Annotated in this window: 12 protein-coding genes and 1 riboswitch; of the genes, 7 read left to right on the top strand and 5 right to left on the bottom strand. The window is 71.9% G+C overall.

Going from position 1 to position 14,664, the window contains the following annotated elements:
• The first annotated feature begins 204 nt into the window (after positions 1–204).
• A complete protein-coding gene (locus tag IO33_RS0132770; protein WP_031171749.1) occupies positions 205–1,056 on the top strand; it encodes an esterase/lipase family protein in 852 nt (283 codons plus the stop codon).
• 202 nt (positions 1,057–1,258) lie between these two features.
• Positions 1,259–2,767, top strand: coding sequence for a M23 family metallopeptidase (locus IO33_RS0132765; RefSeq protein ID WP_031171747.1), 1,509 nt, complete (start codon positions 1,259–1,261; stop codon positions 2,765–2,767).
• A 60-nt stretch (positions 2,768–2,827) separates the two neighbouring features.
• On the opposite strand, the gene pcrA is transcribed toward IO33_RS0132765, so the two are convergent.
• Complete coding sequence (gene pcrA, locus IO33_RS0132760) at positions 2,828–5,314, bottom strand: DNA helicase PcrA (RefSeq protein WP_031171745.1); 2,487 nt, start codon at positions 5,312–5,314, stop codon at positions 2,828–2,830.
• Between the two features lie 223 nt (positions 5,315–5,537).
• Positions 5,538–5,706, top strand: a riboswitch (cyclic di-AMP (ydaO/yuaA leader).
• Between the two features lie 8 nt (positions 5,707–5,714).
• Between pcrA and IO33_RS0132755 the strand changes: the two genes are divergently transcribed.
• Together IO33_RS0132755 and IO33_RS0132750 are read left to right on the top strand one after the other, a co-directional pair.
• Positions 5,715–6,884: a C40 family peptidase gene (locus IO33_RS0132755; RefSeq protein WP_031171744.1), complete on the top strand. Its 1,170-nt coding sequence runs from the start codon at positions 5,715–5,717 to the stop codon at positions 6,882–6,884.
• Between the two features lie 103 nt (positions 6,885–6,987).
• Entirely contained in the window at positions 6,988–7,953 is a 966-nt protein-coding gene (locus IO33_RS0132750) for a tellurite resistance/C4-dicarboxylate transporter family protein (protein ID WP_031171743.1), read from the top strand.
• A 3-nt stretch (positions 7,954–7,956) separates the two neighbouring features.
• On the opposite strand, the gene IO33_RS0132745 is transcribed toward IO33_RS0132750, so the two are convergent.
• A complete protein-coding gene (locus IO33_RS0132745; RefSeq protein ID WP_031171741.1) occupies positions 7,957–8,310 on the bottom strand; it encodes a hypothetical protein in 354 nt (117 codons plus the stop codon).
• A 458-nt stretch (positions 8,311–8,768) separates the two neighbouring features.
• Between IO33_RS0132745 and IO33_RS0132740 the strand changes: the two genes are divergently transcribed.
• Complete coding sequence (locus IO33_RS0132740) at positions 8,769–9,833, top strand: C40 family peptidase (RefSeq protein WP_031171739.1); 1,065 nt, start codon at positions 8,769–8,771, stop codon at positions 9,831–9,833.
• Between the two features lie 17 nt (positions 9,834–9,850).
• On the opposite strand, the gene IO33_RS0132735 is transcribed toward IO33_RS0132740, so the two are convergent.
• On the bottom strand, positions 9,851–10,591 hold the full coding sequence (locus tag IO33_RS0132735) for a LuxR C-terminal-related transcriptional regulator (RefSeq protein ID WP_031171737.1): 741 nt from the start codon (positions 10,589–10,591) through the stop codon (positions 9,851–9,853).
• Positions 10,588–11,913 (bottom strand): ATP-binding protein, encoded by a 1,326-nt coding sequence (locus IO33_RS0132730; RefSeq protein ID WP_390985230.1) that lies wholly within the window; start codon positions 11,911–11,913, stop codon positions 10,588–10,590. Before IO33_RS0132730 ends, IO33_RS0132735 begins: the two co-directional genes overlap by 4 nt.
• 176 nt (positions 11,914–12,089) lie before the next feature.
• Here IO33_RS0132730 and IO33_RS0132725 point away from each other — a divergent pair, with 176 nt between their 5' ends.
• Both IO33_RS0132725 and IO33_RS0132720 read left to right on the top strand, forming a co-directional pair.
• Positions 12,090–13,541, top strand: a complete 1,452-nt coding sequence (locus IO33_RS0132725) for a PspC domain-containing protein (protein ID WP_031171733.1) — start codon at positions 12,090–12,092, stop codon at positions 13,539–13,541.
• Positions 13,528–13,737, top strand: coding sequence for a hypothetical protein (locus tag IO33_RS0132720; protein WP_031171731.1), 210 nt, complete (start codon positions 13,528–13,530; stop codon positions 13,735–13,737). Before IO33_RS0132725 ends, IO33_RS0132720 begins: the two co-directional genes overlap by 14 nt.
• Before the next feature lie 283 nt (positions 13,738–14,020).
• Here the strand turns inward: IO33_RS0132720 and IO33_RS0132715 are convergent, their stop codons facing one another.
• Positions 14,021–14,551, bottom strand: coding sequence for a DoxX family protein (locus IO33_RS0132715; RefSeq protein WP_031171729.1), 531 nt, complete (start codon positions 14,549–14,551; stop codon positions 14,021–14,023).
• Positions 14,552–14,664 lie beyond the last annotated feature (113 nt).

Here is a 14,664-nt window from a genome sequence, read left to right as displayed (position 1 = left end):
CCCGGAAGCGATCGCTTCCGTCCGTAACGACAAGTACCGCACTTTTGGCGCGTTCCGCCACCCGTCGCGAAGTGAACGAACGTTATCTCCAGCATCCCGCAACCGGCAGTTTTACGGTGCGCAGCGAGGGGGAAATCACATGGTGGGACATGAGGGCACACGGGGGATCGAGCCGTCCTCCGGCGTGCCGACAGGAGGTCGGCCATGAAGGTCACCGGGGTACTGCCGCTCTTCCTCCCGTTCTGCCGCCGCCTGTGGCCCGGCAGACTGGCCGGACTCTCGGTGGCGCTGCTGAAGGCGACCGCCCTGGAGGCCGCGATCCTGACCGGCCATCTCCTGCTGTACCCCACCGGCCTCACCCAGGAACGCCACTGGCCCGCGCTGCCCGCCCAGGACGGCACCGCCCAGCTTCCGGTCCGGTCCGGCCCACCGGTGGTGCTGCTGCACGGCTTCATCGACAACCGTTCGGTGTTCGTGCTGCTGCGCCGCAACCTCGCCCAGCACGGCGGCCAGCGCGTCATCTCGCTCAACTACTCCCCGCTGACCTGTGACATCCGTGCGGCCGCCGAGCTGCTCGGCCGGCACGTGGAGGAGATCTGCGAGCGCACCGGCAGCGACCGGGTCGACATCGTGGGGCACAGCCTCGGCGGGCTCATCGCCCGCTACTACGCGCAGTGCCTCGGCGGTGACCTGCGGGTGCGCACGCTCGTCACGCTGGGTACGCCGCATGCGGGGACCAGCGCGGCGCCGCTGGCCGACGCCCATCCGATCGTGCGGCAGATGCGGCCCGGTTCGGGGGTCATCGAGGAGCTGGCCCGGCCGGCGCCCGGCTGCCGTACCCGGTTCGTCAGCTTCTGGAGCGACCTGGACTCCGTGATGGTCCCGCTGGAGACGGCCTGCATCGAGCACCCCGACCTCGACGCGGAGAACATCCGCGTGACCGGCATCGGGCATCTCGCCCTGCCTGTACACCCCGCCGTCGCGGCCGGGATACGCACCGCGCTCGACACACCGCGCCAGGGGGGCCGGGTCGACGACGGCCTGACGGTGGCGTGACGCACAGGTGACGAACAGTCACCTCACATCGAACACCAATCGAACTCTCGGCCAAACTCGTGTCCGGCACCCCCCGAAACACCGCCGAATGCCCGTTTCCCCTGCACCCGAAACCAGCTGAAGATTGTCGCGCCCAGGTACCGGCGGGTACAGTCGCCGCACTGCTCTGGCAGCCCCTGTTGTCGAGGCGAAAGAGAAGTTGGTGAACGACCGTCACCCGTCGGGGACCATGACCACCCCGGCCCCGGCTTCCGACGCCTCCGCCGCGCACTACGCGCCGTACGGCACACACGAAGCCCCCTACGGCGACCTCACCACGTACGGCGACTACGGCGCCACCGGTTTTCCGGACGGCACCGGCACGGGCTCCTTCTCCACCGACCCGCTCTTCGGCAGCCTGCCCAGCCAGCAGACCACCAGCGCGTACGAGACCACGCAGTGGCAGACCGGCCAGCACCTGAACCACGACCCGTACGCGGCCCAGCACCACACCGCCTACGACTCCGGTGCCTACGACACCACCGCCTGGACGGTCCCCGCCCAGGCGACGGGCAACGACATCAGCGGCCAGTGGGACGCGAGCGCCTGGCTGCAGCCCGACCAGTCCGACGGCGCCGGCCCGACGCAGCAGTGGGAGTGGGGCACCCAGACCTTCGAGACGGGCACGTACGACGCCACCCAGTGGAATTCCGGCGGCCAGGGCGTACCGGCGGAGCCGGAGGCCGGAGAACCGTTCGGCCAGCAGGCCACCGCCCTCTTCGAGCAGGTCGGCGACCCGCAGGCGACCGCGGCCTTCGCGCAGACGCCGTACCAGCACGAGGCGCCGTACGCGGACACCGGCTTCGCCGAACAGGTTCCCGGGACCGACGAGCCGGGCGGCACGGGCGAACTGCCCGCCGTGACCGGCCTGCTGGACGACCAGGAAGAGGTCACTCCGGCACCGGCGACCCGCGCCGGCGCGCGCAGCGCCGCGCGCTCCCGCCGCCGTACCCCCGCCAAGCGCTCCGCACTGCTGACCGTCGCCGTGCCCTCGGCGTGTGTGATGGGGGTCGCCGGGATCGCCGCCGCCTCGGTCGGCGCCCTGACCGACGGTGGCGGCAAGGACACCACGGCCGCCGCCTCGGACGCGCACGCGGTCAAGCCGTCGATCGCCAACAGCAAGCTGGACTCCCAGCTGAAGACCCTGTCCGCCGGCGCCGACGACTTCGCCGACCGGGCGAGCCGGACGCAGGAGCGGATCGACCTCAAGAACCAGCAGGAGCAGGAGAAGAAGAAGGCCGCCGCGGAGGCCGCGCTCAAGGAGCGGCTGCGCCCGAAGTTCGTGCTGCCGGTCACACAGAGGGGGCTCAGCGCCTACTTCGGCCAGGCGGGCGTGAACTGGATGTCCGTGCACACGGGCATCGACTTCCCCGTCTCCTACGGCACCACGGTGATGGCCGCCACCGACGGCACCGTCACGACCAAGTGGAACAGCGCCTACGGCAACATGTTGATCTTGACGGCGAAGGACGGCACGGAGACCTGGTACTGCCACCTGTCCAGCTACCGCGTCGCCTCCGGGACGGTCGTCAAGGCCGGCCAGCCGATCGCCTATTCCGGCAATTCCGGCAACTCCACCGGTCCGCACCTGCACTTCGAGGTACGACCCGCGGGCGGGGCGGCCATAGACCCGCTGCCGTGGCTGCGGAGCCACGGGCTCGACCCCACATAGGCCCCGGGGGCTCGCACCCACAGGTACGGGGGAACGGGAGGCTTACGCCCCCCGGGCCTCCTACAGCTTCTCCACCGGCGCGTACCGCAGCAGCAGCCGCTTCGGCTTGGCGTCGCCGAAGTCGATCGTCGCCTCCGCGTTCCCGCCCGTGCCCTTCACGGCGACGACCGTGCCGAGCCCGAACTGGTCGTGGGTGACCCGGTCTCCGACGGCCAGCGCGACCACCGGCTTCTCCGCCGTACGCCGTGTGGCGAAGCCGGACGCGCCCGACGCCGAGGAACGCGAGCGGGACGAGGACAGCGAGGCCGCGATCCCGGAGGCCGGGCCGGAGGACATCGGTGCCGTCGCTCCCGTCCGCTTCCAGTCCACATGGGTGGGCGGGATCTCCTCCAGGAAACGGGAGGGCGGGTTGTACGACGGCTGGCCCCAGGCGCTGCGCATCGCCGAGCGCGTGAGGTAGAGCCGCTCCCGCGCGCGCGTGATGCCGACGTACGCCAGGCGCCGCTCCTCCTCCAGTTCCTTGGTCTGGCCCAGGGCGCGCATGTGCGGGAACACGCCGTCCTCCATGCCGGTCAGGAAGACGACCGGGAACTCCAGGCCCTTGGCGGTGTGCAGGGTCATCAGTGTGATGACGCCGTCGCCGTCCTCCTCGTCGGGGATCTGGTCGGAGTCGGCGACCAGGGCGACCTGCTCCAGGAAGTCGGCCAGCCCCACCGACTCGCCCTCACCGCGTTCCTGCTCGAACTCCAGGGCCACGGCCGCGAGTTCCTGGAGGTTCTCGATGCGGGTCTCGTCCTGCGGGTCGGTGGAGGCCTGCAGCTCGGCGAGGTAGCCGGTGCGTTCGAGCACCGCCTCCAGGACGGTCGCCGGTCCGGCTCCGGACTCGACGATCGTGCGCAGGTCCTCCATCAGCGCGTTGAACCGCTTGACCGCGTTGGTGGAGCGCGCGGCCATGCCGTACGCCTCGTCCACACGCTTCAGCGCCTGCGGGAAGCTGATCTTCTCGCGCTGGCCGAGGGCGTCGATCATCGCCTCCGCGCGCTCGCCGATGCCCCGCTTGGGCACGTTGAGGATGCGGCGCAGCGGCACCGAGTCCTCGGGGTTGGCGAGAACGCGCAAGTAGGCGAGGACGTCCCGGACCTCCTTGCGTTCGTAGAAGCGGACCCCGCCGACGACCTTGTAGGGCAGGCCGACGCGGATGAAGATCTCTTCGAAGACACGGGACTGGGCGTTGGTGCGGTAGAACACGGCGACGTCGCCGGCCTTGGCATCGCCCGCGTCGACCAGGCGGTCTATCTCGTCGGCGACGAACTGCGCCTCGTCGTGCTCGGTGTCGGCGACGTAACCGGTGATCCGCGCGCCCTGGCCGGCGTTGGTCCACAGGTTCTTCGGGCGGCGGGACTCGTTGCGCTCGATGACCGCGTTGGCGGCGGACAGGATCGTCTGCGTGGAGCGGTAGTTCTGCTCCAGCAGGATCGTCGTCGCGTTCGGGTAGTCCTCCTCGAACTGCAGGATGTTGCGGATCGTCGCGCCCCGGAAGGCGTAGATCGACTGGTCCGCGTCACCCACGACGCACAGCTCGGCGGGCGCGAGGTCGTACTCGCCGGGCGGGGTGTCGGCCTCGTCGGCGCGCTCACCCGTGCCGACCAGCTCGCGTACCAGGGCGTACTGGGCGTGGTTGGTGTCCTGGTACTCGTCGACCAGGACGTGCCGGAAGCGGCGGCGGTAGTGCTCGGCGACGTCCGGGAAGGCGCGCAGCAGGTTGACCGTCGTCATGATCAGGTCGTCGAAGTCGAGGGCGTTCGCCTCGCGCAGCCGCGACTGATAGAGCGCGTAGGCCTGGGCGAGGGTCTTCTCGAAGCCGTCGGTGGCCTGGGCGGCGAAGTCCTCCTCGTCGATCAGCTCGTTCTTCAGATTGCTGATCTTGGCGCTGAACGACTTCGGCGGGAAGTGCTTGGGGTCGAGTTCCAGGTCGCGGCAGACCAGGGCCATCAGGCGCTTGGAGTCCGCGGCGTCGTAGATCGAGAACGACGACGTGAAACCGAGCTTCTTGCTCTCCCGGCGCAGGATGCGCACGCACGCGCTGTGGAAGGTCATCACCCACATCGCGTTCGCACGCGGGCCGACGAGTTGCTCGACGCGTTCCTTCATCTCGCCCGCGGCCTTGTTGGTGAAGGTGATCGCGAGGATCTGGCCCGGGTGCACATGCCGCTCGGCGAGGAGGTGGGCGATGCGGTGGGTGAGCACACGGGTCTTGCCTGAGCCGGCGCCGGCGACGATGAGCAGCGGCGAGCCGGCGTGCACGACCGCGGCGCGCTGGTTGTCGTTCAGCCCCTCCAGGAGGGCTGCCGCGTCGAGCGCGGGGCGGGGGGCGCCGTCGCGGTAGTAGGCGTCCCGGTCCGGCGGCACGTCGAACCTGCCGCCGAACAGGTCGTCCGGAAGCGGCTCCGGGGCGTGATCGTCCTCGGGCGGCGGCGGGGGCTCCTCCTCGCGCCCGCGAGGGGGCTGGAGGTCCGCCAGGAAGCTGTCGTCAAAGAGGCTGCTCATCGCTCTACGAGTCTAGGGCGCCCCACCGACAACCGGTCGCCGTCCCGGGAAGACGGCCCCACGGGCGAAAGCGGCGAACACCCTCCGCACGGCCCTCACGCTGGGGAATCGTCCGATGACAAGAACGTGATTCTCAGCCCAGATCACGAAAATGTATCGGACATATCACGCACCAACCTTCACACTAGTCACACCAGTTGGCTAGGTTGCCGTCAGGCCGCGTGCGCGGCCTCCGCCGAGTCCGGCGCGCCCCCCTGGCGCCCGGAGCCGGGGACCCACCGATCCTGGGGTGAATCGGCCGACTCCCGCCCGGGACGACGCCGTAGGGCAACCCTTCCGAACCACCGCCCGAACCCGACAGCTAACCCGGTAGGCGGCTCATTGGAAGGAGTCGCCTCCCTTGGCGTCGCACCGCAAGCCGCGCCCCGGCGGGACCACCGGAGCGGGCATCCGCACCCCCGCCCTCGCCACCGCCGCCCTCACCTCCATGGCCATGCTCTCGCAGACCGCCGAGGCCGCCCCGAGAACCGATCACGCCAAGCCGAGCCTGGAAGAGGTCGAGAAGAAGGTCGACGACCTCTACCGCCAGGCGGAGTCGGCGACCGAGAAGTACAACGCGAACAAGGAGCGGACCGGGAAGCAGCGGAGTCGCGTCGACGCCCTGCGCGAGGAGGTCGCCCGGCGCACCGACCGCCTCAACAAGGCGCGCGAGGAACTGGGCTCCTTCGCCGCCGCCCAGTACCGCACCGGCGCCGCCGCGCCCGACACGGCCACCTTCCTGCTCGCGGACAGCCCCCAGGACTACTTCGACCAGAGCCAGCTGATGAACCGGCTGACCTCCCGGGAGAAGCGCGCGGTCGACGACTACATCGGCGAGCAGGCCACGACCATGAAGAAGCGGCGGGAGGCCGCGGAGAGCCTGCGGACGCTGACCGACTCGCAGCACGACCTGCAGACCGCCAAGACGACCGTCCAGCAGAAGCTCGCCTCCGCGCGCGAGCTGCTGTCCCGGCTGACGGCCCAGGAGAAGGCGCGGCTGGCCGCCATCGAGCGGGAGAAGCAGCAGGAGGCGGCGCGCAAGGCCGCCGAGCTGGCGAAGCGGCAGGCCCAGCAGCAGTCCGACTCGTCCTCCTCGTCGTCCTCCTCGTCGTCGTCCTCGTCCTCGTCTTCCGGGTCCGGGTCGACCGGCTCCACGACGTCCGGCGCGTACGACACGAAGGCCGAGAAGGCGATCGCCTTCGCCCGCGCGCAGATCGGCAAGCCGTATGTGTGGGGCGCCACCGGGCCGGACTCCTACGACTGCTCGGGCCTCACCCAGGCCGCCTGGAAGGCCGCCGGCGTCTCCCTTCCGCGCACCACGTACGACCAGGTCGACGCGGGCACCACGGTGTCACTGGCGAACGCGCGGCCGGGCGACCTGATCTTCTTCTACGACGACATCAGCCACGTCGGCGTCTACATAGGCAACGGCATGATGATCCACGCCCCCAAGCCGGGCGCGTACGTCCGTGAGGAGTCGGTGTACTACGGCGGAGAGTCGATCATCCACAGCGTGGTCCGGCCGGGCTGACCGAGCCGGCTTTCTCCGCTCCACGCGCGCGTACCGGGGTTTTCGCCTTCCACGCGCGCGTGCCCTTCCTGGCCGGAACCGCGCGGCTCCCTAGCATCGGCGCATGTCCGGCATCTCAGGTCTGCGTACGTGGTGGGCGGAGCGGCCTCCCGCGGCCGGGGCCGCCGTGATGGCGACCGGCATCCTGTCGGTGGGCCTGCAGCTGACCGGCGCGGAGACGGTCTCCCGGCTGGCGCTGGCACTGACCGCCGTCGCCTGGGTGGCGCTGGCCGCCGACTTCGCCCTGCGGCTGCTCGGCCGGCGGCAGCGCTGGGCGGCCGAGGCTCAGAGCCCCGGCGCGCTCAACGCCGTCGCCGCGACCACCGTGCTCGGCACCGGGATCTCGGCGCTGGGCCGGCAGACCCTCGCCGGGGCCCTGCTGGCGCTCGCGGCGCTGCTGTGGCCGGTGCTGCTGGTCACGGTCGTACGGCACTGGAGGCGGCGCATGCCGGGCTCGGTGTTCCTGTGTTGTGTGGCCACACAGGGGCTCGCCGTACTGGCCGCGACACTGGCTGCCGCCGAGCACCGGGCGTGGCTCGCCCACACCGCGCTGGTGCTGTTCTGGCTGGGTCTGGTGCTCTACGGGCTCGCGCTGGCCCACTTCGACGCACGGCAGGTGTGGGAGGGGGCCGGCGACCACTGGGTGGCGGGCGGGGCACTCGCGATCTCGGCGCTGGCGGGGGCGAAACTGCTCATCGCCGCGGATGCGGGCCCTTACCTGTGGGACGACGACGACCGCGCCGTGCTGCGCACCACGACGGTCGCACTGCTCGTGCTGGATCTGGCCTGCTACCTCGCGCTGCTGGCCGCCGAGGCGGCGCGGCCCCGGCGCGGCTACCACATGCTGCGATGGGCGACGGTGTTCCCGATGGGGATGACGGCGACGGCGACGCTGTCCGTCGCGACCGCCGTCGGCGTCCCGTGGCTCGGATGGCCGGGACGGGTGCTGCTGGGGGTGGCGGTGGCGGTGTGGCTCACGGTCGCCGCCGGTGCGGTGCTCGCGGCCCGCGCCGGTGGCAGGGACGGCTGACGGTCAGGTCCACAGCACGGCGATGAAGATGTTCGCCATGGTCAGCAGGCCGACCAGCCCGAACGTGCCCTTGTCGATCTTCTCCTCGTCGCGCTTCACGTAGACCAGCCCGAGGATCACGATCAGCAGCGCCAGCTTGACGCCGATCTTGATGGTGTTGACGTGGTGGTCGTCGGCCTGGTTGAGACCGACCAGGGCCACACCGGTGACCAGCATGGTCAGCGCGCCGTGCAGCATCCCGGGCACGAAGCGGGCCGTGCCCTGGCCCATCGCCTTCATCTGGGTGAGGAAGCCGCCGAGCAGCGCGGCGATACCGATGATGTGCAGGCCGACGAAGAGATGGATGAGTACGTCCATGGGGCCGGAGCCTAGCCAGCGGTGTGCGGGCCCTCTGTCACCGGGCCCGCCCCAAGCAGTCGATGATCTTGCGCAGGGGACCCGCATATATGCGCCCCATAGCACTCCGCACCTCCCGTCCGCCCTGGTTTCCACACATCGGTCACTACGCTGCGTGAAGGCAACGACTCCAGACCGGCGGCATGGTCACATACGGTCACTTCCCGGTCTGTCCGGACCAGTTCCGTACACCGCGTTACCTGGTTGTCACCGTCCGTCCTAGCCTCCTCCTCCAGGTGACCGGCTCCCCACCGCCGCCCGGGCCAGGGACGGCCGTCGGCCACCACCACCGAGAGGTCCGGCGGTGGCCCGCTCCCCCTGTGCGGGCCGCCGCCGGACGCGACGTACGGGCCACTCGGTCGGGCCGCCCGGCCCGGCCTTCGGCCGTACGCGTCGTACGGAAGGACGTGACGGCCCAGGTGGCAGCACACCGCAAGCCCCGGCAACGCTCGCTCGGTGGCCCTACGGCCCGGACGGCCGCCACGCTCGCCCTGGCGGGCGCGGCCACCGCGACGGGGTTCGACGGGACGGGCCACGCCGAGACACAGCTGACGCCGGCCCAGGTCAGGGCCAAGGTGGACGAGCTGTACCAGGAGGCCGAGACCGCGACCGAGAAGTACAACGGCGCGAAGGACGAGGCGGACACGGCGCAGCAGCGGCTGAACGCGCTGCGGGACGAGACCGCCCGCAAGCAGGAGAAGCTCAACTCCACCCGGGAGACGCTCGGTTCGTTCGCCGCGGCGCAGTACCGCGACGGCGGGTTCGCCCCGGCCTGGCAGCTGGCCCTGTCCGGCGACCCCGACCGGTACCTGGACAACGCCGCGCTCGCGGAGCGGGCCGGCGACCGGCAGGCCTCCACCGTGTCCCGGGTGCGCGAACAGCTGCGGGAGATCGAACGGTTGCGCGGCGCCGCGCGCGTCGAGCTGACGTCGCTGCGCGCCCGGCAGGCGCAGCTGGGACGACAGAAGGAGGCCGTCACCGGCAAGCTGGCCGAGGCCCGTCGGCTGCTGGCGCGGCTCACCCCGCAGCAGCACGGCACGGTCACCGGTGACGGCGTCGCGCCGGAACGTGCCTCCCGCTCGGCCTCGGACACCCGTGAGGATCTGCGGCAGGCCGGGTCGGCCGCCGCCCCGAACGCGCGCGCCGCCGCGGCCGTCTCCTACGCCTACGCCAAGCTCGGCAGCCCCTATGTGTGGGGCGCGGCCGGCCCGAACGCCTTCGACTGCTCGGGGCTGGCCCAGGCCGCCTACCGCGCCGCCGGCATCACCCTGCCCCGCACCACCTACACCCAGATCAACGCGGGCCGGCGCGTCTCCCGCTCCGAACTCCAGCCCGGAGACCTGGTGTTCTTCTACTCCGGGATCAGCCACGTCGGCATCTACGTGGGCAACGGGCAGATGATCCACGCTCCGAACCCCTCGGCCCCGGTGCGGCTGGCCCCGGTCGACCTGATGCCGTTCGCGGGGGCCACCCGGGTCGTGTAGGGGCGCCGCGGCAGGGGTCAGACCAGCCGGCGGGCCGTCGCCCAGCGGGTCAGTTCGTGGCGGTTGGAGAGCTGGAGCTTGCGCAGCACCGCCGAGACGTGGGACTCGACCGTCTTCACCGAGATGAACAGCTGCTTGGCGATCTCCTTGTAGGCGTAGCCACGGGCGATCAGCCGCAGCACCTCGCGCTCGCGCTGGGTGAGCCGGTCCAGGTCCTCGTCCACGGGCGGGGCGTCGGTGGAGGCGAAGGCGTCGAGGACGAACCCCGCCAGCCGCGGGGAGAAGACGGCGTCGCCCTCCTGGACGCGGAAGATGGAGTCGACCAGGTCGGTGCCGGTGATGGTCTTGGTGACATAGCCGCGGGCGCCGCCGCGGATCACTCCGATCACATCCTCCGCCGCATCGGACACGGACAGGGCGAGGAAACGGACGGGCCGCTCGGCGTCCGCCGTCAACGCCGCGCACCGGCGCAGCACTTCGACACCGCCGCCGCCCGGCAGGTGCACGTCGAGAAGGACCACCTCGGGCCGGGTCGCGGTGATGACGGTGACCGCCTGGTCGACGTCCGCGGCCTCGCCGACCACCTCCACGCCGGTCTCGGCGGTCTGCCCGATCTCGGCCTGGACGCCGGTGCGGAACATACGGTGGTCGTCCACGAGCACCACCCGCACGTGCCGTCCGCCCGCGCCGCCGCCGGCCCCGGACCCGGCCGCCTCGGGGACTCCCGCCGTGCCGTTCGCCTCGGTCGCGTCGCTCATGACGTCTTCTCCGCCCTCTCCATCTCCAGCTCGATCTCCGTGCCGCCGCCCGGCACCGACCGCAGCCGGGCCGTGCCGCCGTGGCGCTCCATGCGGCCGATGATCGATTCTCTAACGCCCATGCGGTCGGCGGGTATCGAGTCGAGGTCGAAGCCCGGTCCGCGGTCGCGCACGGACACGAAGACCGTCTTACCCTCGACCTCGGCATAGACCTGTACGGCACCGCCCTCGCCACCGTACTTGGCGGCGTTCACCATCGCCTCGCGCGCGGCCTGCATCTGTGCGCCGGTCCTCTCGTCCAGCGGGCAGTCGCCGACGATGACGACCTCTATGGGCACCCCGTGCTTGTCCTCCACCTCGGCGGCGTTGCGCCGCACCGCCTCGGCGACCGTGTCCGGCTCGTCGGCCTCGTCCTTGCCGGTGCCCTCCGGCTTGTACAGCCAGGTACGCAGGTCGCGTTCCTGGGCGCGGGCGAGGCGGCGCACCTCGTTCGCGTTGTCGGCGTTGCGCTGGATCAGGGTGAGGGTGTGCAGCACGGAGTCGTGGACGTGGGCGGCGACCTCCGCGCGCTCCTGGGCCCGGATGCGCATCAGGCGCTCCTCCGACAGGTCCTGCGTCATCCGGACCAGATAGGGGCCGGCGAGGAGCGTGATGCCGACGAGGACGGCGAGGGCCGCCTGCAGGACCGCGCCGAGGTGGGCGGCCGAGCCCTGCAGCACGAAGATGGCGGAGACACCGGCCGTGACGAGCAGGACGCCGCCGGCCGCGCGCAGCAGGGTGAGGGTGCGGCGCCGGCGGCCGACCTCCACCCAGCGGGCCCGGCGGGCGTTGTCCGCCTGACGCCAGACGAGGGCGACACCGGCCGCGACGAGGACGGCGGGCACCAGATACATCTTGGCGCCGCTGCCCAGATTGACGCTGCTGACGAAGACCACGGACACGATGACCATGAGCAGCAGCGCGACGATCTGGCCCTTGTCCGGCTTGCGGGCCACGAGTCTGCGGCGGCCGTCCGGCGCGCTCTCGCCGCCGGCGAGCGACTGCCTCTGCTCGACGACTCCGCCGACGCCGAGCGGGACCCAGAACCAGAAGGCCGCGTACAGCAGCGCTCCGAATCCGTGGGCCATGAACAGGCCGACGAAGGCGAGCCGCACCCAGATGACGGGCAGCCCGAGATGCCCGGCGAGGCCCCGCGCCACTCCGCCGAGCCAGCGTCCGTCGCTGCTGCGGTAGAGCTTGCGCGGCGGCCGCGGGTCGTCGACTGGCAGGGGTGCGGCTTCCGGCATGCCAACGATGGTCACATGGCCGGCGGGGCTGGGCATCAGGGTCGGCCCCCGAGACGCCCCTGATCTTCGGCCGGGGCCGGGTCGGGGAGCACCGGCCGGCGGCGTCGCCGCGCTGGTCGAACGGTTCCCCGCCCCGTCTCAGGGCCGATTTCAGGGTTCGGCCAGGGTCGTCCCGACTGCCGCGGCGGTGGACGGGCCGTCACCATGGACACATGACGGATCACGAGCACGCCGCGACGGGTCCGGGACCCGGCCCCGGCCCGCGCCCGGTCCCGGGCACCGGGCCGACGGATGCCGCGCCCGCCGCGACTCAGAAGACGGGAGCGGCCACCGCCGGCACCGGCACGCACGTCGACGCACAGCAGCAGGACCGGGAGCGGTCCGCCGCCGCGGCCCCCGAGCGGTTCCGGCGCGACCGCCGGCACAAGATGATCGCGGGCGTGTGCGCGGGCCTCGGCCGGCAGACGGACATGGACCCGGTGATCTTCCGGATCACGCTGGCCGTGCTGTCGGCGACCGGCGGCATCGGCCTGATCTTCTACGGCTTCGCCTGGCTCCTCGTGCCGTACGAGGACGAGGAGGAGAACGAGGTCCGCAAGCTGCTGACGGGCCGGATCGACGGCCAGGCGCTCGCCGCCGTGCTGTTCGCCCTGGTCGGCTGCGGGATCTTCCTGACCATGCTGAGAAACGGCGGCGTGCTGACCTTCGCCGTCGTGCTCTCCCTGCTCCTGGCGGGCGCCGGGTACTGGTCTCGGCGCCGCGGTGCTCCCGACACCGACCCGCTCGCCGCGCAGGCCGCGGCCGACGCCCCGCCGGAGGCCCAGGCCCCCCCGGTCGTCACCACCTATCCGTCCTGGTGGCGGGATCCGATCGTCAAGGACGGCACGCATGTCGGCGGCACCGGCTATCTGTGGGGTCCCGGCGACGCCCGCGACCCGGACGTCACCTCGGTGATCGACGTGGGCATCGCCACCCCCTGGACGCACCCCGGCTCCCCGCAGCCGCGGCCCGCCGCGCCTCCGAGACCACGCGGTCCGCGCTGGATCGGCGGCTGGGTGTTCCTGCTGGCCCTGGTGGCGGGCGGCCTGGGCACCGGACTGACGTGGGACACGCATCCGCTGGGCGCCAGTCTGCAGGCCGGTCTGGCGTGCGCGCTGGGCGTCTTCGGCCTGGGTGTCGCGGTCAGTTCGTTCCTGGGCCGCACGGGAGCCGGGACGGTCTTCCTGGCGATCGTCACCGCGGCCCTGCTGGCCGGGGCGGCGGCCCTGCCCAAGGACATCACCACCCACTGGAGGGACGCCTCCTGGAGACCTGCCGCGTCGGCGCAGGTGCGGCCGGCCTACGACCTCGGCAGCGGGCGCGGCACCCTGGACCTGAGCCGGGTGCACCCAGGCACGGGGCGGACGGTCACGACCGGCGCCCATGTGGGTGCGGGGCAGCTGAAGGTGATCGTGCCGGCGGACGCGACCGTGCGGATGAAGATCGACGTGGGCGTGGGCGACATCCGGTTGCCCGGGGACAGCAGAAAGGACGTGGACGTGCAGCCCGACCGGCACAAGGTCGTGACGCTGGCTCCGGCCAAGGGCGCCAAGGACGCCGGCACGCTGGATCTGACGCTCGGGGTCGGTCTGGGACAGGTGGAGGTCAGTCGTGCTGCGTCATGAGTTCCAGCCCGGGAAGCTGGTCGCCGGACTGTTCCTCGCCGCCACGGGCGTGGTGTTCGCGGGGGACGCGGAAGGACTGTGGCAGACGCCGTGGTTCGCGGCCGTCCCGCTGGTCGTGGGCGGTCTCTGTCTGGCCGGGGTCGCGGCGGCCGTGGGGCGGGCCGTCCGCAGACGGGGCGGCGCCGAGAGCGGCTGAGCGCTCCGCCGGAAGGCCGCGATGTTCCCGATGTGCCGCCGTGCGGCCGCCGGCTCGGCTCGTCGGCTCGTCGGCTCGTCGGCTCGTCGGCTCGTCGGCTCGTCGGCTCGTCGGCTCGTCGGCTCGTCGGCTCGTCGGAGACCGTACAACCGCCGTCCGGTCGCCCGGCCCGTTTCAGGGCCCGCCGATCCGCCCAGCGCCCGCCCAGCCATCCGGCCCGGCCCAGTGCCTGCCCGGCCAGGGCCCGTCCGGTCGCCCAGTGCCCGCCCAGGCGGCCGGTCGGCTAGTGGTAGCCGCCCAGCGGCGGTCGGCGGCGGGCCCGCCAGGCCGCGTCGAGGGAGAGATAGGGGGCGCCGGCGAGGATCAGGGGGAGCCAGGCCATCAGATAGGCGAGGTCGTTGCCGTAGTAGTAGGGGCTCGTCGCCCAGCTCACCGTGAGCCACAGGCTGAGCGAGATCAGCGCGCCGCCGAGCGCGGCCAGCCGGCCGAACAGCCCGATCAGGGTGCCGATGCCGACGGCCAGCTCACCGAGGGCGATGCCGTAGCCGAAGCCGACCGGAGCCTTCAGGGCCAGGTCGACCAGGGCCGGGACGGCGGCGGAGTCGCGGGCGGCGCGCATGGTCTCGCCGACGGACCCGGCACCGCCGGACTTCATGAAGGCGCTGTCGGTGAGTTTGTCCAGGCCGGCGTAGATGAACGTGACGCCGAGGAAGACGCGCAGGGGAAGGAGCGCGTAGTGGTTGGCGGTCTCCCGCCAGCCGCGGGGGCCGTTCAGCCTGGTGGTGTGCGTGTCCGTCCGGATGCCGTGGGTCATCGTCGCCAGCCGCCTCTCGCCTGCCGTGCCGCTCCCTCATCTGACCATACGTATGACAAGGGGAGGCGGTTCAACCCCGTCCCAGGTGTTTTTCCGGATTTCGGCGCCTCGGC

Source organism: Streptomyces durhamensis (assembly GCF_000725475.1).
GTDB lineage: Bacteria > Actinomycetota > Actinomycetes > Streptomycetales > Streptomycetaceae > Streptomyces > Streptomyces filipinensis.
Note: the sequence above shows the minus strand (reverse complement) of the source record. Positions and strands in the feature narration are given on the sequence as shown.